This window comes from Micromonospora sp. IBHARD003, assembly GCF_056106285.1.
Genome location: NZ_JBWBBX010000001.1, coordinates 4,890,850 through 4,908,313, shown reverse-complemented (window position 1 = coordinate 4,908,313; position 17,464 = coordinate 4,890,850). Strand labels below are relative to the sequence as shown.

The following is a 17,464-nucleotide window of genomic DNA, read 5'->3' as shown; positions in this document are numbered from 1 at the left end:
GCCGGGGACGGGGGCCGGTGTGCGGAGCGCGGTCATGCCGGCACCTCCCGGTCCCTGTCGGCCCAGACCGTGGACTTCGCGGGGTCGAAGGGGCAGCCCCTGCCGCGGATGTGCTGCTCGTACTCGTCGCGGAAGTACTTCAGCGACGAGAAGATCGGCGAGGCCGCGCCGTCGCCGAGGGCGCAGAACGACTTGCCGTTGATGTTGTCGGCGATGTCGGCCAGCTTGTCGATGTCGCCCATGGAGCCCTTGCCGGCTTCGATGTCGCGGAGCAGCTGGACGAGCCAGTAGGTCCCTTCGCGGCAGGGCGTGCACTTGCCGCAGGACTCGTGGGCGTAGAACTCGGTCCAGCGGGTGACGGCCCGCACGACACAGGTCGTCTCGTCGAAGCACTGGAGCGCCTTGGTGCCCAGCATCGATCCGGCGGCGCCCACACCCTCGTAGTCCAGCGGGACGTCGAGGTGCTCGTCGGTGAACATCGGCGTCGACGAGCCGCCCGGCGTCCAGAACTTCAGCCGGTGCCCGGGGCGCATGCCGCCGCTCATGTCGAGCAGCTGGCGCAGGGTGATGCCGAGGGGAGCCTCGTACTGGCCGGGGGATGCGACATGGCCGCTGAGGGAGTAGAGCGTGAAGCCCGGGGACTTCTCGCTGCCCATCGAACGGAACCAGTCCTTGCCCCTGTTGACGATCGCGGGAACCGACGCGATGGACTCGACGTTGTTCACCACGGTGGGGCACGCGTACAGACCGGCGACGGCGGGGAAGGGGGGACGCAGTCGGGGCTGGCCGCGCCTGCCTTCCAGGGAGTCCAGCAATGCGGTCTCCTCCCCGCAGATGTACGCGCCGGCGCCCGCGTGCACGGTGATGTCGAGGTCGAGCCCGCTGCCCAGGATGTTCCTTCCGGCGTAGCCGGCCTCATAGGCCTCGCGCACGGCCTCGTGCAGCCTGCGCAGTACGGGGACGACCTCGCCGCGCAGGTAGATGAAGGCGTGCTTCGACCGGATCGCGTAGCAGGCGATCACGATCCCCTCGATGAGGGAGTGCGGGTTGGCGAAGAGGAGCGGGATGTCCTTGCAGGTGCCCGGCTCCGACTCGTCGGCGTTGACCACGAGGTAGTGCGGCTTGCCGTCGCCCTGCGGGATGAACTGCCACTTCATCCCGGTGGGGAAGCCGGCGCCGCCACGGCCGCGCAGTCCGGAGTCCTTGATGTACGCGATCAAGTCGTCCGGGGACATCGCGAGGGCCTTGCGCAGGGCTTCGTAGCCCTCGTGGCGCCGGTAGGTCGCCAGGGTCCAGGACTCGGGCTCGTCCCAGAAGGCCGACAGAACGGGTGCGAGCAGCTTCTCGGGGCTCGTTCCGTCACCGGCCTCCGGCCCGTATTCGGTGGACACGGTCATCACTCCCCCTCCTTGGAGTCCTTGGATTCCTCGGAAACCGGGCCCGCGGGGTGCGAGGGGTCCGACGCGGATGTCTGCTGGGGTGCGTCATGGGAGCTCAGGTGCTCGGCCGGCGGCTCGTCCGCGGATGCCGCACCGCGCGGGTGGACCACGCGCGGCTGGACCGCCTCTCCCTTGGCCAGTCGCAGGCCGACCAGGGAGGCCGGGCCCGCGCCGCCGGTGGCCTCGACGGCGCCGGGGCGCTCGTCGGGGAAGCCGGCCAGGATGCGGGCGGTCTCCTTGAAGGTGCACAGCGGGGCGCCCCGGGTGGGTTCGACGGTCCGCCCGGCCCGCAGGTCGTCGACGAGCCGGCGGGCCGACTCGGGCGTCTGGTTGTCGAAGAACTCCCAGTTGACCATCACGACCGGGGCGAAGTCGCAGGCGGCGTTGCACTCGATGTGCTCGAGGGTGACCTTGCCGTCCGCTGTGGTCTCGCCGTTGCCGACGCCGAGGTGCTCCTTGAGCTCGTCGAAGATGGCGTCGCCGCCCATCACCGCGCAGAGCGTGTTGGTGCACACGCCGACCTGGTAGTCGCCCGACGGCCTGCGGCGGTACATGGTGTAGAAGGTGGCGACGGCCGTGACCTCCGCCGTCGTCAGATCCAGCATCTCCGCGCAGAACCGCATCCCGGTGCGGGTGACGTGGCCCTCCTCCGACTGCACCAGGTGCAGCAGCGGCAGCAGCGCGGAGCGGCTGTCCGGGTACCGGCCGATGATCTCCCTGGCGTCGGTCTCGAGCCGGGCCCGTACGTCTGCCGGGTAATCGGATGCGGGGAGCTGCGGCATCCCCAAGCTGACGTCTGTCACCGGTCGACGCCTCCCATCACGGGGTCGATGGACGCGACGGCGACGATCACGTCGGCGACCTGGCCGCCCTCGCACATCGCCGCCATGCTCTGCAGATTGGTGAACGAGGGGTCGCGGAAGTGGACCCGGTAGGGGCGGGTGCCTCCGTCGGACACGACATGGACGCCGAGCTCGCCCTTGGGCGATTCGACGGCCGCGTAGGCCTGTCCGGCCGGGACCCGGAAGCCCTCGGTCACCAGCTTGAAGTGGTGGATCAGGGCTTCCATCGACGTGCCCATGATCTTCTTGATGTGGTCGAGGGAGTTCCCGAGTCCGTCGGGACCGAGCGCGAGCTGCGCGGGCCAGGCGATCTTCTTGTCCGCGACCATGACCGGGCCGGGGGCGAGCCGGTCCAGGCACTGCTCGACGATCCGCAGCGACTGGCGCATCTCCTCCAGGCGGACCAGGAAGCGGCCGTAGGAGTCGCAGGTGTCCGCGGTCGGCACGTCGAACTCGTAGTTCTCGTAGCCGCAGTACGGGTCGGTCTTGCGGAGGTCGTGCGGCAGCCCGGTGGAGCGCAGGATCGGGCCCGTCGCGCCGAGCGCCATACAGCCGGTGAGGTCGAGATAGCCGATCCCCTGCATCCGGCCCTTGAAGATCGGGTTCCCGGTGGCGAGCTTGTCGTACTCCGGGAGGTTCTTCTTCATCTTCTTCACGAACTCGCGGATCTGGTCCACGGCGCCAGGGGGCAGGTCCTGGGCCAGTCCGCCGGGGCGGATGTACGCGTGGTTCATCCGCAGGCCGGTGATGAGCTCGTAGATGTCGAGAATGAGTTCACGATCACGGAACCCGTAGATCATGATCGTGGTGGCGCCGAGCTCCATACCGCCGGTGGCGATGCACACCAGGTGGGAGGAGAGCCGGTTCAGCTCCATGAGGAGCACCCGGATGACCGAGGCGCGGTCCGGGATCTGGTCCTCGATGCCGAGCAGCTTCTCGACCGCGAGGCAGTACGCCGTCTCGTTGAAGAACGGCGTCAGATAGTCCATGCGCGTGACGAAGGTCGTGCCCTGCGTCCAGGTCCGGTACTCGAGGTTCTTCTCGATGCCGGTGTGCAGATAGCCGATGCCGCAGCGGGCCTCGGTGACCGTCTCGCCGTCGATCTCCAGGATGAGGCGGAGCACTCCGTGGGTGGACGGGTGCTGGGGACCCATGTTGACGACGATGCGCTCGTCGTCGGCCTTGGCCGCGGTCTGGGCGACCTCGTCCCAGTCGCCGCCGGTGACCGTGTAGACGGTCCCCTCGGTGGTCTCGCGTGCAGACGATGGGGTGGTCACGAGTACGACCTCCGCTGGTCCGGAGCCGGGATCTGGGCGCCCTTGTACTCGACGGGGATACCGCCGAGGGGGTAGTCCTTGCGCTGCGGGAAGCCCTGCCAGTCGTCCGGCATCATGATCCGGGTGAGGGCCGGGTGGCCGTCGAAGACCAGACCGAAGAAGTCGTAGGTCTCGCGCTCGTGCCAGTCGTTGGTCGGATAGACCCCGACGAGGGACGGGATGTGCGGGTCCGTGTCCGGGGCGGCGACCTCGACGCGGAGCAGCCGGCCGTGGGTGAGCGAGCGCAGGTGGTAGACGGCGTGCAGCTCGCGGCCCTTGTCTCCCGGGTAGTGCACCCCGCTCACCCCGGTGCAGAGCTCGAAGCGCAGCGCCGGGTCGTCGCGCAGGGTCCTGGCAACCTGCACGAGGTGCTCGCGGGCGATGTGGAAGGTGAGCTCGCCGCGGTCCACGACCGTCTTCTCGATCGCGTTCCCGGGCAGGAGGTCCTGTTCCTCCAGGGCGCCTTCCAGCTCGTCGGCGACCTCGTCGAACTCTCCGTAGGCGTCCTTGCCGCGTGGGCCGCCGTAGGGGCGGGTCGCCGCGCCGGGCAGCCGCACGGACCGTACGAGCCCGCCGTAGCCCGAGGTGTCGCCGCCGCCCGCGGCGCCGAACATCCCGCGCTGGACGCGGATCTCCTCCCCGTGCTCACCACGCTGCCCGGGCAGGTTCTGCTCGGAGAGCTCCTTCTCCGGGTTCGGCTGATCGGTCATCGAAGGAGCCCCTTCATCTCGATCGTCGGAAGCGCCTTCAGGGCCGCCTCCTCCGCCTCCCGGGCCGCCTCCGCGGCGTTCACACCGAGCTTGGAGGTCTGGATCTTGTGGTGGAGCTTGAGGATCGCGTCCATCAGCATCTCCGGACGCGGGGGGCAACCGGGCAAATAGATGTCAACAGGAACAATGTGATCAACGCCCTGCACAATCGCGTAATTGTTGAACATTCCGCCCGAGGATGCGCAAACCCCCATGGAGATCACCCACTTGGGATTGGGCATCTGGTCGTAGACCTGACGCAGGACCGGCGCCATCTTCTGGCTCACCCGCCCGGCGACGATCATCAGGTCGGCCTGCCGGGGAGAGCCGCGGAAGACCTCCATGCCGAAGCGGGCCAGGTCGTACCGGCCGGCGCCCGTCGTCATCATCTCGATGGCGCAGCAGGCGAGACCGAAGGTGGCGGGGAAGACGGACGCCTTGCGCACCCAGCCCGCCGCCTGTTCGACCGTCGTCAGCAGAAAGCCGCTCGGAAGCTTCTCTTCGAGTCCCATTGGTATGCCCCTCAGCCCTTCAGTCCCATTCCAGGCCGCCGCGCCGCCAGACGTACGCATAGGCGACGAAGACGGTGAGCACGAAGAGCAGCATCTCCACGAGCCCGAAGATCCCCAGCGCGTCGAAGGTGACGGCCCAGGGATAGAGGAAGACGATCTCGATATCGAAGATGATGAAGAGCATCGCCGTCAGGTAGTACTTGATGGGGAAGCGGCCCCCTCCGGCCGGCGTAGGCGTCGGCTCGATACCGCACTCGTAGGCCTCGAGCTTCGCGCGGTTGTAGCGCTTCGGGCCGATGAGCGTGGCCATGACCACGGAGAAGATCGCAAAGCCTGCCCCTAGTGCGCCGAGCACAAGGATGGGCGCGTAGGCGTTCACGCTCCTCGCTCCTTCCAGTCGTCCTTGACCGTTGGACCGCACCGGGCTTTCGCGTCGCCGCCTCGGAAGATCGTGCATATGTGAGGCAGTTCACAAGCCCGACTGCTCCGCATCCTATGCCCGCCGGTCTGTGATCTGCGACACGGGGTACGACAACGTCTTTGTGATCTCCACCACCTGACGAAGGATCATGAACACGGATGAGCGGTGATCTTGTACATGAAGCGCACGAGTGGCTACAAGAGGTCACCATCTGGAGCGTCGCCGCTGGTCAGAGGCGTGTGGTCAATATCAGCCATGGCGTATACAAGCAAATTCGCATGGCACCGGGACGGGTGATAAGAGAGGCCCGTCACCCGGGCGGGGGGTGAGGGGGACGGGAGTGGACGCGTGCATCCGTTCACGAGCGCCCTGTCGTACGCGGACGACCTCAAGCGACCCCGGACCCCGGAGCGATCACGGATCGCACCGAGGACCGGCCTCCGCACCGACCCGAGATGATCACCACCCGCACCCCTGAAGGTGATCACCACCCGCACCCCTGAAGGTGATCACCGCCCGCACTCTGAAGGTGATCACTGGATGGTCTCGAAGTGATCACGCCCTACAAGCCTCGAAGCGATCGGCGCGCTCCTCCGTGGTGATCTCCCGCGAGCGGGCTTCGGTGCGCCGCGCCCACCCTTCGTGGATGCCGCGCCCCTGCACCCCGGACGGATGCCGGGAGGTAATCATCCTGTGACCTGTGCCACTCTCACTTCCCCCCAGGAATGGGGGGCTTGGCCATCGGTGTGAAGGGGTGGTAAGCGGCGGGCAATCCGGACCTTTTACTAAAAGGCCTTGATCACAGCCCTGATCATGGATGCCCGTTTTGCCCGTTACGGCGTCAATAAAGGTCCCAGAAAAGCGGATTATGAGATTCCGAACGTAACTGTGGCGCAACACACGTTTCTTGAAGGGAACCGTTGGTCCTTGATACCGGTTGTCTTCATGTCCCACACCGCTCACATACGAAGCCACCGGAAGCCCCGCCCACGCAGCGCCTCGAAGCTCGCGCTCCGGGCCGGAGTTGCCGGTGGCGTCCTCAGCACCATCGCAGTGGCCGGTAGTGCCGGACCGGCGAACGCCGAGCCGGTGACCGAGACCCTCGAGATGCCCGCGCTCACTCTCGAGACCCCGGCGCTCGCGGCCGCGGTCGCCCGCTCCGCCGAGGCGACCCAGCTGGCCGCCCTGGACGCCGAGCTGCAGACCCAGGAGAACGCGGCAGCCACGAAGGCCGCCGAGGCCGCCAAGAAGGCCAAGGCCGAGGCCGTCCGCAAGGCGGAGGCCGAGAAGAAGGAGGCCGCCCGCGCCGAGTCCGCGCGCGCCTCCCGCACCTCCGAGCGCACCACGCTCTCCGCTTCCGCGTCGAAGAGCGACGCCCCTTCGGGCTCGGTCGGCACCGTCATCGCCTTCCTCAAGTCCCACCTGGGCGACGCCTACTCCCTGGGTTCCAGCGGCCCGCACTCCTGGGACTGCTCCAGCCTCGTCCAGGCCGCTTACCGCGAGGTCGGCGTCGACCTGCCCCGTGTCTCCCAGGACCAGTCGACGTTCGGTACCCAGGTCTCCCTGGACAACATCAAGGTCGGCGACATCCTCTACTGGGGTGGCGCCGGCTCCGCGTACCACGTCGGCGTCTACATCGGCGACGGCCAGTACCTCGACGCCGCCAACCCGAGCAAGGGCGTCGTCATCCAGGACCTGTCCGGCTACCCCGCGACCGGAGCCGTCCGCGTCCTCTGATGCGAAGTCGCCCGTATCCGCCGAATATCGGCTGAACGCACCGAATCGGGCGACCACGGACACACACGAGGGCCGCCACTCCTCCTTGGAGTGGCGGCCCTCGGCGTTGTCCAGGGCTGTCCCGTTCGCTGCCCCCGCCCGCTGCCTGGTTCCGTGCTGCGGCCGGGCCCGGATCAGGCCTTCGGGGCCACCTTCGAGAGACCGTTGATGATGCGGTCCATCGCGTCGCCGCCGGTCGGGTCGGTCAGATTGGCGAGCATCTTCAGCGTGAACTTCATCAGCACGGGGTGGGTCAGCCCGCGCTGGGTCGCGATCTTCATGACCTTCGGGTTGCCGATGAGCTTCACGAAGGCGCGGCCCAGCGTGTAGTAGCCGCCGTAGGTGTCCTTGAGGACCTTCGGATAGCCGCGCAGGGCGAGTTCGCACTGGGCCGGGGTGGTGCGGGCGTGGGCCTGGACGATGACGTCGGCGGCGATCCGGCCGGACTCCATCGCATAGGCGATGCCCTCGCCGTTGAACGGGTTGACGAGACCGCCCGCGTCACCGACGAGCAGCAGCCCGCGGGTGTAGTGGGGCTGGCGGTTGAAGGCCATGGGGAGCGCGGCGCCCCGGATGGGGCCCGTCATGTTCTCCGGGACGTAGCCCCAGTCCTCCGGCATCGAGGCGCACCACGCCTTGAGGACCTCGCGCCAGTCCAGGTCCTTGAAGGCGGCGGAGGTGTTGAGCACGCCCAGTCCGACGTTGGACGTACCGTCGCCCATGCCGAAGATCCAGCCGTAGCCGGGCAGCAGCCGGTCCTCACCGGGACCGCGGCGGTCCCACAGCTCCAGCCAGGACTCCAGGTAGTCGTCGTCGTGCCGCGGGCTGGTGAAGTACGTGCGGACCGCGACGCCCATCGGGCGGTCCTCGCGGCGGTGCAGGCCCATCGCCAGGGACAGCCGCGAGGAGTTGCCGTCCGCGGCGACGACGAGCGGGGCGTGGAAGGTGACCGGGGTCTTCTCCTCGCCCAGCTTGGCGTGCACACCGGTGATACGGCCGGTGCGGTCGTCCACGATCGGCTCGCCGACGTTGCAGCGCTCGTACAGCCGCGCACCGGCCTTCTGCGCCTGGCGGGCCAGCTGCTCGTCGAAGTCGTCGCGCTTGCGCACGAGTCCGTAGTCGGGGTAGCTGGCGAGCTCCGGCCAGTCCAGCTGGAGCCGCACACCGCCGCCGATGATGCGCAGGCCCTTGTTGCGCAGCCAGCCCGCCTCTTCGGAGATGTCGATGCCCATGGCCACGAGCTGCTTGGTGGCGCGCGGGGTGAGGCCGTCGCCGCAGACCTTCTCGCGCGGGAACGCGGTCTTCTCCAGGAGGAGTACGTCGAGTCCCGACTTGGCGAGGTAGTACGCGGTCGTGGAACCGGCCGGGCCCGCGCCGACGACGATCACATCTGCGGTGTGCTCGGAGAGGGGCTCGGTCACGGCGTCGTCTCCCGAAGACTCGATTTCGCGTGCTTAAAAACACTGGACCTGTGCAGTCTATGGGGGCGTACCGATCCACGAACCGAAGGGCCGTCCCATGAGCGAAACGCTTCCTGCCGCGCCGGTTGTGCAGTTGCGCGTGCCCACCGACGAGGACGCCCTGGCCTGGCACCGGGTCTTCGCGGACCCCGAGGTCATGGAGTTCCACGGCGGGAGACCGGCGGAGCTCTCCGCGTACGAGGAGCTGACGGCGCGGCAGCGCAGACACGACGCGGAGCACGGTTTCTGTCTGTGGACGCTGCTGGACGAGAGCGGCGAGGTCATAGGTTTCACGGGCGCCCAGCCGTGGCCGCACACATGGGGACCCACGGGCGAGATCGAGATCGGCTGGCGGCTGGCCCGCCGTGCCTGGGGGCGGGGCTACGCGACCGCGGCAGCCCGCACCACTCTGGAGCGGGTCAGGGCCGCGGGCGTGCCGGGCGTCGTCGCCATGGTGGCCGCGGAGAACGAGCGGTCCATCGCCGTGATCCGACGGCTCGGCATGACGCTGGCCGAGACGTTCACGACGCCGCTCTCCCAGCGGACCGGCTACTGCTTCCGGCTGGATCTGCGGACGGGAGCCCCCAGCGAGCGCGGCGACCAGGGCACGTGAGCCGGCAGGATCCCAACGAAAGGCCCTAGAAGACCGAGAGCCCCGTCAGGGTGGTGAAGCGGTCCAGGGCCGCCACCCCCGCCACCGAGTTGCCGCGCTTGTCGAGTCCGGGGCTCCATACGCACAGCGTGCAGCGGCCCGGTACGACGGCGACGATCCCGCCGCCCACACCGCTCTTGCCGGGCAGCCCGACCCGGTAGGCGAAGTCGCCCGCCGCGTCGTACGTACCGCAGGTCATCATCACCGCGTTGATCTGCTTGGCCTCGCTGCGCGTCAGCAGCCGCGATCCGTCGGCGCGCAGCCCGTGCCGGGCCAGGAAGCGGGCCGCCAGGGCGAGATCGGCGCAGCTCGTCTCGATCGAGCACTGCCAGAAGTAGTGGTCGAGCAGTATCGGGACGGGATTGGCGATATTGCCGTACGAGGCCATGAAGTGCGCGAGCGCGGCGTTGCGGTCCCCGTGCTCGCCCTCCGAAGCGGCGACCTCCTGGTCGAAGGCGAGATCCGGGTTGCCGCTCTCGGCCCGCAGGAATTCCAGCAGTTCACTGCTCGCGTCGCCGGTCAGGGTCTGCAGCCGGTCGGTGACGACGAGCGCTCCCGCGTTGATGAACGGATTGCGCGGGATGCCGTTCTCGTACTCCAGCTGCACCAGCGAGTTGAACGGGTTTCCCGACGGCTCGCGGCCGACGCGCTCCCACAGCGCCTCCCCGTCGAGGGAGAGCGCGAGGGCGAGGGCGAAGACCTTGGTGATGGACTGGGCGGAGAAGGGCTGCTGCCAGTCGCCGGTTCCGTACACCGTGCCGTCGACGTCCGCGACGGCCATCCCGAAGCGGTCCGGGGCGACGGACGCGAGCGCCGGGATGTACTCGGCGGGCGTCCCGCTGCCGACGAGCGGAGCCACATCCTCCGCGATGCGCTCCAGCAGTGCCTGGTAGTCCACGGTCCGTCCGGTCCTCGGGAGTCTGGTGCTCGGCAGGTCCGGCCCTACTGCGGCTTGGTGCCGCGGTGCAGGGCGACGATCCCGCCGCTCAGGTTGCGCCAGGCCACCTTCGCCCAGCCGGCCTTCTGCAGCAGACCGGCGAGTTCGGACTGCTCGGGCCAGGACTGGATCGACTCGGCGAGGTAGACGTACGCGTCCGGGTTCGACGACACCGCGCGGGCCACGGGCGGCAGGGCCCGCATCAGGTACTCCTCGTACACGGTGCGGAAGGGGGCCCACGTCGGGTGTGAGAACTCGCAGATCACGACCCGCCCGCCCGGCTTGGTCACCCGGTACAGCTCGCGCAGCGCCTGGTCGGTGTCCTGGACGTTGCGCAGCCCGAAGGAGATCGTCACGGCGTCGAAGACGTCGTTCCGGAACGGCAGCTTGGTGGCGTCGCCCGCGGTCAGCGGCAGCCACGGATGGCGCTTCTTGCCCTCGCGCAGCATGCCCAGGGAGAAGTCGCACGGCACCACGAACGCCCCGGTGCGGGTGAAGGGCAGCGAGGACGTACCGGTGCCGGCGGCGAGGTCGAGGACCTTCTGGCCGGGGCCCGCGGCGATCGCTCTGGTGACCTCCCTGCGCCAGCGCCGGTCCTGGCCGAGCGAGAGCACGTCGTTGGTGAGGTCGTAGTTCGCCGCCACGTCGTCGAACATGGAGGCGACTTCGTGCGGCTGCTTGTCCAGAGAGGCTCGGGTCACGCTCCCCATTGTGCCGTTCGGCCCCCGGCGGACTCGGGGCGGGGCACGCGACGCGCGGGAGGTCGCGCCGTACGTGGCGCGTGAAGAGCGGGGCGCGGGGCGCGTGAAGAGCCGGGGCGTGCGGGCGCGGTGGAGGCGCGCGGGGCGAAGCCGGCTGCGTCCTACCGCCTCCGGTACACCAGCCGGCCGTCGAGGACGGTCGCCACACAGGTACCGGCACCGTGTTCACGCAGGGCGCGCGCCGGAGGGTCGTCGACGGGGACGTCGAAGACGGCGAAGTCCGCCGGGGCACCCGCGCTCAGATCACCGTCGAGCACCGCGGCCGGCGGCCGGGCCGCGAACGGGTCGAGCGACGGTGCGGCTCCGCTCTCCCCGCCTCGGGCCCGCTCCCGTACGCGCAGCCCTGACCGGGCGACCGCGCTCCGGACCTCCGGCAGGGTGAACGGGCCGACGACGGCGGTCGTGCCGTGGGCGAGCATGCGCTGGAGGCCACGCCGCGCGCTCGCGCCCCGGCGTACGTCGTCCAGGTCGAGGGCCGCGAGGGCCTCGCCGGTCAGCGGCAGGGTGCCGAGCTCGTCGGCCTCGCGTGGGTCGGGGTGGTAGGCGGCCTCCAGCAGCGCGACGGCGTCGGCGTTCACGAGGCCCGGGACCAGCAGCCCCGGCCAGCGGCGGACCCTCGCCGACGGATGGGCCGCGGTGACCTCGTCGAGAACGCCGACCGCGGCGATCAGGCGGCCGTGCACCACGACGGCATCGACGGGCCCGGCCTTCCCTGCGGCACCGAACACCCGGTCGGCGACGTGGATCGTCAGCACGGCAGCCCCGTCCGGAGGTTCAGTTGGCGTTGAGCAGCTTCAGCTCGGGGTGTGCCGTGCCGCCCTCGATCGCCGTCGAGGAGATGTGCGAGGCCACCCGCTCGTCGACCGGGTCGTTCTCCGGGTCGTCGTGGACGACGATGTGCTCGTAGGTCGTCGTGCGCTGGGCCGGGACCCGGTCCGCCTTGCGGATCAGGTCGATGATCTCCTGGCGGTTGGAGCGGTGCTTGGCGCCGGCCGAGGAGACGACGTTCTCCTCCAGCATGATCGAGCCCAGGTCGTCGGCGCCGTAGTGCAGCGACAGCTGACCGATCTCCTTGCCCGTGGTCAGCCAGGAGCCCTGGATGTGGGCCACGTTGTCGAAGAACAGCCGGGCGATCGCGATCATCCGCAGATACTCGAAGATCGTCGCCTGGGTGCGGCCCTTGAGGTGGTTGTTCTCCGGCTGGTACGTGTACGGGATGAAGGCGCGGAAGCCGCCCGTGCGGTCCTGGACGTCCCGGATCATGCGCATGTGCTCGATGCGCTCGGCATTGGTCTCGCCCGTGCCCATCAGCATCGTGGACGTCGACTCGACGCCCATCCCGTGCGCGGTCTCCATGATCTCGAGCCAGCGCTCACCGGACTCCTTCAGCGGCGCGATCGCCTTGCGCGGCCGCGCCGGGAGCAGTTCGGCCCCGGCACCCGCGAAGGAGTCCAGACCCGCCGCGTGGATCCGGGAGATCGCCTCCTCGACCGAGACGCCGGAGATCCGGGCCATGTGCTCGACCTCGGACGCGCCGAGGGAGTGGATCACCAGCTGCGGGAAGGCCTTCTTGATCGCGGCGAAGTGCTCCTCGTAGTACTCGACGCCGTAGTCCGGGTGGTGCCCGCCCTGGAACATGATCTGTGTGCCGCCCAGCTCGACGGTCTCGGCGCAGCGCCGCAGGATGTCGTCGAGATCGCGCGTCCAGCCCTTGGCGGTGTCCTTCGGCGGCGCATAGAACGCACAGAACTTGCATGCCGTGACACACACGTTGGTGTAGTTGATGTTCCGTTCGATGATGTACGTCGCGATGTGCTCCGTACCCGCGTAACGCCGTCGGCGTACGGCATCGGCCGCGGCGCCCAGCGCGTGCAGCGGCGCGGACCGGTAGAGGTCCAGCGCCTCCTCCGGAGTGATCCGCCCGCCCTCGGCGGCACGGTCCAGGACGGACTGAAGGTCGGCCTTCTCGGTCACCGGGAGTCACCTTTCGGCGGTGTTTCTGGGCTTTGCACGGGCCGGTCCAGCCTACGACAGCACTTCGGGCGGCTCCGTCGCACCCCGCGACGGGGGGCGCGCCGACGGCACCGGGGCGCACCGGGAGGAGCGGGGATCGGCGCCCCGGGCGGCAGGCGGTGACGGCCCGCCGGGGCGGCCGCCTTCGTCAGCCGCTCTTGCCGAGGTCGCCCACCGGATTGCCCGCGCTCGCGTCGCGGGAGACGTATCGCAGGGTGCTGCCGCTGAGTTCGAGACGCAGGCCCTTGGTGCCTTCGCTGCACATGCTCTTGCTGCGCGGGCCGCGCCGGGCGTCGACGACGAGCGTCCGGGCGTCGGCGCTGGTGGCCGTGAGCAGGTCCTCACAGATGAAGTTGCCCAGGATGTCGGTCTGTTCGGCCGTCCCGACCCGCTCTCCTGTGCGGCCCGGCCGGATGGTCACCTTCATGGTGCCGGCCGGCAGTCCGGCTGCGGTGATCTGCCCCTCCCAGGTCCCGAGGAACGTCTTCGGCACCGTCGTGGACGTGCCCTCCCCCGGGCTCTCCGCTCCGTCCGGAGGGGCGCTGGACGCCGAGGACTTCGGCGGCGCCGCGGCCGAGTCACGGGCGTCGTTGCCGCCCTGGGCCCCGGGGAAGAGATCGAGGAGGAAGCCGGCCCCGACGGTCACCGCCGCCAGGGCCCCCGCGACGGCCAGGGCGACCGTGCAGCTGACCTTCCGGCCACCGCCGGGGCGGTCGCGTTCGGTGCCGGTGGTGACCGAGAAGGAGAGACGGCCGTCGGAAGCGGGCCCGGGCGGCACGGCGTCGGTCACGGGGGCGGGCGCCGGCGGAGCCCAGGGCAGGGACGGGGATGCCGAGGGCGGGGGCGGCGAGGCGGGCGACGGATCGAAGGGCGGTCCGAACGCCCCCATCGCCTCGCTGGTGAACGGTACGGGCCCCGACACCGCCGGATCCTGCCGGGACGGCTCCAGGTCCAGCAGCCGTACCGCCGTCCTGCTGACCTGCTCCACCACCGGCCCGGGCAGCCAGCCCGCCGCGACGAGAGGCCCCGCGCCGTCCGGGGCGAGCCGCCGGGCCACGTCCTCGGGGGCGGGACGCCCGGCGGGGTCCTTGGCCAGGCAGGCCGCGACGAGCTCCCGCAACTCCCCGTCCAGCCGACCCAGTTCAGGCTCCTCGTGCACCACCTTGTAGAGCAGCGCCGCCGACGAGTCGCCCGGGAACGGGGCGGCCCCCGTCGCCGCGTACGCGAGCACGGCACCGAGCGAGAACACATCGGCCGCTCCCGTGACGGCACCCGTGCCGAGGATCTGCTCGGGTGCCATATAGCCGGGTGAGCCGACCGAGACCCCGGTCGTGGTGAGCGAGGCGGTGCCGTCGGTGGCGCGGGCGATGCCGAAGTCGATCAGCCGGGGCCCGTCGAGCGCGAGCAGCACGTTCGAGGGCTTGACGTCCCGGTGGACGAGCTCGAGCGCGTGCACGGCCGCCAGCGCCTCGGCGAGGCCCGCGCCGAGCGTCCTTACGGTGTGCTCCGGCAGCGGACCGTGCCCGGCGACGGCCTGGCCGAGCGAGGGCCCGGCGACGTACCCGGTCGCGACCCAGGGAACGGGCGCCTCGGGATCCGCGTCCAGCACCGGGGCCGTCCAGGCACCACCCACCCGCCGGGCCGCGGCGACCTCGCGCCGGAAGCGGGCGCGGAACTGCTCGTCGAGTGCGAAGTGCGGATGGACGACCTTGACCGCGACGGTACGGCCGCCCTCGGTACGGGCCAGATACACCCGTCCCATGCCCCCGGCGCCGAGCCTTCCGAGCAGCCGGTACGCACCGATGGTCCGCGGTTCGCCCGCCTCCAGCGGCTGCATGTGTCTCTCCCCGTTTTTCCGCCCCACGCCCCGGTGTTCGTCCGGAACAGCGTAGAGGGGCAGGGCCCGTTCCGGGCCCCGCGAGCGGGACGACCGGGAATTGGGACGCGGCCCGGGCCAACCGATCGGCCCGCCGCCCCCTCTCTCTGGACGTATATCGCGCGCCTCGCCCCCGAGCACCCCAAAGGGCCGCACAGTACGCACAGTACGCATCGACCCGGAGACCGTAATGAATCGCCATCGCCCCCGTCTGACCAAGGCCCTCATAGCCACCGTCGTGGCCGGTTCCCTCGCGCTCGTGTCGGGCTGCTCGGACGAGGGGGACCCGCTCTCCTTCGACGCCCAGCAGTCCAAGGCTTCCGCGGGCGGGAAGCCGACAGGCGCAGCGAAGGACGACAAGGCCACGGAGGCCTCCGCCAAGACCCTGATGCCGACCGGCCCCAAGGCGGAGTTCACCACCGCGAACACCATCGACGACGGCACGAAGATCGGCGTCACGACGCTGGAGGGCAAGAAGTCCGGATTCACGGGCAAGGTCTGGGTCTGGGCGCCGAAGCAGTACTTCGACCCGAAATACGCGAACAGCGGTTTCCCCGTGCTCATCGCGCTCCCCGGCGGCCCCGGCTATCCGATGAATTACTGGATGGGCACGGACCTGAATCTCCAGAGCAGCATCAGCAAGTGGTCGGAGGAAGGAAAGAGCCTTCCGTTCATCGTCGTGATGCCCGTCCTCAACCCGGATAAGAAGTACTACTACGACGGCAGTGATATTCCGGGGCAGCCCAAAATGGGCACCTGGATGACCGAGGACGTACCCGATTTCGTGAGGGCCAATTTCCGGACCTTCAAGTCCCGCGACGGCTGGGCCTTTATGGGATCGTCCTCCGGCGCCTTCGTCGGCCTCAAGTCCGTCCTCAAGTACCCCGACAAGTTCAAGGCGGTCATCGCCTCGGGCCCGGACATCGTGCCCGACTCCCCACTGTGGTCGGGGCACGAGACCGAGCAGCAGGCGAACGACCCCGAGCGGCTCGCAAAGGCGCTCGGCGCCAAGCGGGCCACCAAGGACAACGAGGTCTACCTGGCGCTCCAGGTCGGCACCAAGGAGGGCGGACTGAAGAAGGTGAAGAACTTCGCCAAGAAGTACACCAAGGGCCCGGTCAAGACCCGGCTGCAGATCATCCAGGACGGCGAGCACAACGCCAAGACCTATGTGAAGGGCATGGGGGACGGGTCCATCGAGTGGATCAGCCGGCACATGCAGGCGCCCATCCCCAGCTCCTGAGGCTCCCGGAGTTCTCGAAGTGCCCGGCGGCGCAGGCCGGGGGGCCTGCGCCGGGGCGTCAGACGTCGAGCAGCTCGACCCGCACATCCGCGGGGAACCCGGTCGTGGGCCCCGTACGGCGGGCGAACTCCCGTACCCCCGCGAGCTGCTCGGGCCCGAAGCGGAAGTCGAGCGTCGTGAAATAGCGCGTCAGCAGCTCCGCGTCGAAGGCCTCCCAGCGCGCGGCCTGATCGGCGACCTTCTCCACCTCTTCGAGCGACAGGTCCCGCGAGGCCAGGAACGCCTCGTGGACCTGCCGCACGAGGCGGGGCTCACGGGCGAGGTAGTCCTTGCGCGCCGCCCACACCGCGAAGACGAACGGCAGCCCGGTCCAATCCTTCCACATCTGCCCCAGGTCGAAGACCTGCAGCCCGAGGCGCGGGGCGTCGTGCAGCGAGGCGCGCAGCGCCGCGTCGCCGATGAGCACGGCAGCCTCGGCCTCCTGCATCATCACGCCGAGGTCGGGCGGGCAGGTGTAGTAGTCGGGCGACACGCCGTACTGCTCGGAGAGCAGCAGCTGGGCGAGGCGTACCGAGGTGCGCGAGGTCGAGCCGAGGGCCACCCGCGCGCGGTCCAGCTGCTCCAACGGCCGCTGGGACACGATCACACAGGACATGACGGGGCCGTCGCAGCCGACGGCGATATCCGGAAACGCGACGAGGTCGTGAGCGTTGCGCAGATATTCCACCAGGGTGATGGGGGCGATATGGAGATCCCCCCGCACCAGCTGCTCCGAGAGCTTCTCCGGTGTGTCCTTGGTGAGCTCGAGATCGAGGAGCGCCCCGGTGCGGGCGAGCCCCCAGTAGAGGGGCAGGCAGTTCAGGAACTGGATGTGACCGACACGCGGCCGGCTGCGACGGTCGTCGTCTGCGGCGGGGTTCTGTGCGTGTTCCGCGGGTTCTGCATGACTGTCCACATCGTGAGGCTAGACCCCGGGTCCTGCCTTCGAATGCGCGGGGCACGCCGGCCGAGAGCGTCAGCATGTCAAGCGGACTTCAGCCATCCGGGTGACGTGATCTTTCCCTCTACCCACGCGAACACCGTGCGTGCTAGGCTCAACGCAAGTTGCAGTTTGGTTTCCCTTGCAGTACAGAGCCTGCGGAGCATGTAACCCGCAGGCTTTTGTAGGTTTTCAGACTTGTTTGCAGGTTCTGGAGCAGGGCAACCCTTTGGCCCAAGGAGGGCTTATGGCTACCGGAACCGTCAAGTGGTTCAACGCTGAAAAGGGCTTCGGCTTCATCGCCCAGGACGGCGGCGGCCCGGATGTCTTCGTTCACTACTCCGCGATCAACGCGACCGGCTTCCGCTCCCTCGAGGAGAACCAGGTCGTGAACTTCGACGTCACCCAGGGCCCGAAGGGCCCCCAGGCGGAGAACGTCACCCCGGCCTAAGGACCAGGGTCGGCGATCGCGCACGACACTTAGCAGT

16 protein-coding genes and 1 pseudogene are annotated in these 17,464 nt (G+C 69.4%); 4 read left to right on the top strand and 13 right to left on the bottom strand.

From position 1 onward, the window contains the following. Window positions 1-32 precede the first annotated feature (32 nt). The 6 genes and pseudogenes from nuoF to ACTWOL_RS21825 form a co-directional block, all read right to left on the bottom strand. Window positions 33-1,397, bottom strand: a complete 1,365-nt coding sequence (nuoF, locus tag ACTWOL_RS21850; protein ID WP_474298445.1) for an NADH-quinone oxidoreductase subunit NuoF — start codon at window positions 1,395-1,397, stop codon at window positions 33-35. Next, a complete protein-coding gene (nuoE, locus tag ACTWOL_RS21845) occupies window positions 1,397-2,242 on the bottom strand; it encodes an NADH-quinone oxidoreductase subunit NuoE (protein WP_474298444.1) in 846 nt (281 codons plus the stop codon). Before nuoE ends, nuoF begins: the two co-directional genes overlap by 1 nt. Beyond that, window positions 2,239-3,558 carry an NADH-quinone oxidoreductase subunit D gene (locus ACTWOL_RS21840; protein WP_474298443.1) on the bottom strand — a complete coding sequence of 440 codons (1,320 nt, stop codon included), beginning with the start codon at window positions 3,556-3,558 and terminating at the stop codon, window positions 2,239-2,241. Before ACTWOL_RS21840 ends, nuoE begins: the two co-directional genes overlap by 4 nt. After that, complete coding sequence (locus ACTWOL_RS21835; RefSeq protein ID WP_474298442.1) at window positions 3,555-4,307, bottom strand: NADH-quinone oxidoreductase subunit C; 753 nt, start codon at window positions 4,305-4,307, stop codon at window positions 3,555-3,557. The genes ACTWOL_RS21840 and ACTWOL_RS21835 overlap by 4 nt, the downstream gene beginning before the upstream one ends. Before the next feature lie 77 nt (window positions 4,308-4,384). Beyond that, window positions 4,385-4,858 (bottom strand): annotated as a pseudogene (locus tag ACTWOL_RS21830) (NuoB/complex I 20 kDa subunit family protein); the annotation flags it as partial. Window positions 4,859-4,877: 19 nt separating this feature from the next. Beyond that, window positions 4,878-5,255 (bottom strand): NADH-quinone oxidoreductase subunit A, encoded by a 378-nt coding sequence (locus ACTWOL_RS21825; RefSeq protein ID WP_474301227.1) that lies wholly within the window; start codon window positions 5,253-5,255, stop codon window positions 4,878-4,880. A 1,113-nt stretch (window positions 5,256-6,368) separates the two neighbouring features. Between ACTWOL_RS21825 and ACTWOL_RS21820 the strand changes: the two genes are divergently transcribed. Then, window positions 6,369-7,016, top strand: a complete 648-nt coding sequence (locus ACTWOL_RS21820; protein WP_474298441.1) for a C40 family peptidase — start codon at window positions 6,369-6,371, stop codon at window positions 7,014-7,016. A gap of 173 nt (window positions 7,017-7,189) precedes the next feature. Here the strand turns inward: ACTWOL_RS21820 and ACTWOL_RS21815 are convergent, their stop codons facing one another. Then, window positions 7,190-8,476 carry a geranylgeranyl reductase family protein gene (locus ACTWOL_RS21815; protein ID WP_474298440.1) on the bottom strand — a complete coding sequence of 429 codons (1,287 nt, stop codon included), beginning with the start codon at window positions 8,474-8,476 and terminating at the stop codon, window positions 7,190-7,192. Between the two features lie 97 nt (window positions 8,477-8,573). Here ACTWOL_RS21815 and ACTWOL_RS21810 point away from each other — a divergent pair, with 97 nt between their 5' ends. After that, window positions 8,574-9,128 carry a GNAT family N-acetyltransferase gene (locus ACTWOL_RS21810; protein WP_474298439.1) on the top strand — a complete coding sequence of 185 codons (555 nt, stop codon included), beginning with the start codon at window positions 8,574-8,576 and terminating at the stop codon, window positions 9,126-9,128. Window positions 9,129-9,153: 25 nt separating this feature from the next. On the opposite strand, the gene ACTWOL_RS21805 is transcribed toward ACTWOL_RS21810, so the two are convergent. The 5 genes from ACTWOL_RS21805 to ACTWOL_RS21785 all read right to left on the bottom strand — a co-directional run bounded on the left by ACTWOL_RS21805 (window position 9,154) and on the right by ACTWOL_RS21785 (window position 14,715). After that, window positions 9,154-10,065, bottom strand: coding sequence for a glutaminase (locus tag ACTWOL_RS21805; RefSeq protein ID WP_474298438.1), 912 nt, complete (start codon window positions 10,063-10,065; stop codon window positions 9,154-9,156). 44 nt (window positions 10,066-10,109) lie between these two features. Continuing rightward, window positions 10,110-10,814 (bottom strand): demethylmenaquinone methyltransferase, encoded by a 705-nt coding sequence (locus ACTWOL_RS21800; protein WP_474298437.1) that lies wholly within the window; start codon window positions 10,812-10,814, stop codon window positions 10,110-10,112. A gap of 152 nt (window positions 10,815-10,966) precedes the next feature. Beyond that, window positions 10,967-11,620: a hypothetical protein gene (locus ACTWOL_RS21795; protein WP_474298436.1), complete on the bottom strand. Its 654-nt coding sequence runs from the start codon at window positions 11,618-11,620 to the stop codon at window positions 10,967-10,969. 19 nt (window positions 11,621-11,639) lie between these two features. Further along, complete coding sequence (mqnC, locus tag ACTWOL_RS21790; RefSeq protein ID WP_474298435.1) at window positions 11,640-12,839, bottom strand: cyclic dehypoxanthinyl futalosine synthase; 1,200 nt, start codon at window positions 12,837-12,839, stop codon at window positions 11,640-11,642. 187 nt (window positions 12,840-13,026) lie between these two features. Further along, complete coding sequence (locus tag ACTWOL_RS21785; protein WP_474298434.1) at window positions 13,027-14,715, bottom strand: serine/threonine-protein kinase; 1,689 nt, start codon at window positions 14,713-14,715, stop codon at window positions 13,027-13,029. 229 nt (window positions 14,716-14,944) lie between these two features. On the opposite strand from ACTWOL_RS21785, the gene ACTWOL_RS21780 reads away from it, so the two are divergent. Then, window positions 14,945-15,997 (top strand): alpha/beta hydrolase, encoded by a 1,053-nt coding sequence (locus ACTWOL_RS21780; RefSeq protein WP_474298433.1) that lies wholly within the window; start codon window positions 14,945-14,947, stop codon window positions 15,995-15,997. Window positions 15,998-16,055: 58 nt separating this feature from the next. Here ACTWOL_RS21780 and ACTWOL_RS21775 read toward each other — a convergent pair whose 3' ends face one another. After that, on the bottom strand, window positions 16,056-16,868 hold the full coding sequence (locus ACTWOL_RS21775) for a menaquinone biosynthetic enzyme MqnA/MqnD family protein (RefSeq protein WP_474301226.1): 813 nt from the start codon (window positions 16,866-16,868) through the stop codon (window positions 16,056-16,058). Between the two features lie 355 nt (window positions 16,869-17,223). Between ACTWOL_RS21775 and ACTWOL_RS21770 the strand changes: the two genes are divergently transcribed. Next, window positions 17,224-17,427: a cold-shock protein gene (locus ACTWOL_RS21770; RefSeq protein ID WP_017948713.1), complete on the top strand. Its 204-nt coding sequence runs from the start codon at window positions 17,224-17,226 to the stop codon at window positions 17,425-17,427. Window positions 17,428-17,464: the final 37 nt, after the last annotated feature.

Excerpts from the sequence above, each read along its gene's own strand:
- nuoF (WP_474298445.1), bottom strand. The coding sequence starts at position 1,397 with ATGACCGTGTCCACCGAATACGGGCCGGAGGCCGGTGACGGAACGAGC.
- ACTWOL_RS21835 (WP_474298442.1), bottom strand. The coding sequence starts at position 4,307 with ATGACCGATCAGCCGAACCCGGAGAAGGAGCTCTCCGAGCAGAACCTG.
- ACTWOL_RS21810 (WP_474298439.1), top strand. The coding sequence starts at position 8,574 with ATGAGCGAAACGCTTCCTGCCGCGCCGGTTGTGCAGTTGCGCGTGCCC.
- ACTWOL_RS21800 (WP_474298437.1), bottom strand. The coding sequence starts at position 10,814 with ATGGGGAGCGTGACCCGAGCCTCTCTGGACAAGCAGCCGCACGAAGTC.
- ACTWOL_RS21785 (WP_474298434.1), bottom strand. The coding sequence starts at position 14,715 with ATGCAGCCGCTGGAGGCGGGCGAACCGCGGACCATCGGTGCGTACCGG.
- ACTWOL_RS21780 (WP_474298433.1), top strand. The coding sequence starts at position 14,945 with ATGAATCGCCATCGCCCCCGTCTGACCAAGGCCCTCATAGCCACCGTC.
- ACTWOL_RS21770 (WP_017948713.1), top strand. The coding sequence starts at position 17,224 with ATGGCTACCGGAACCGTCAAGTGGTTCAACGCTGAAAAGGGCTTCGGC.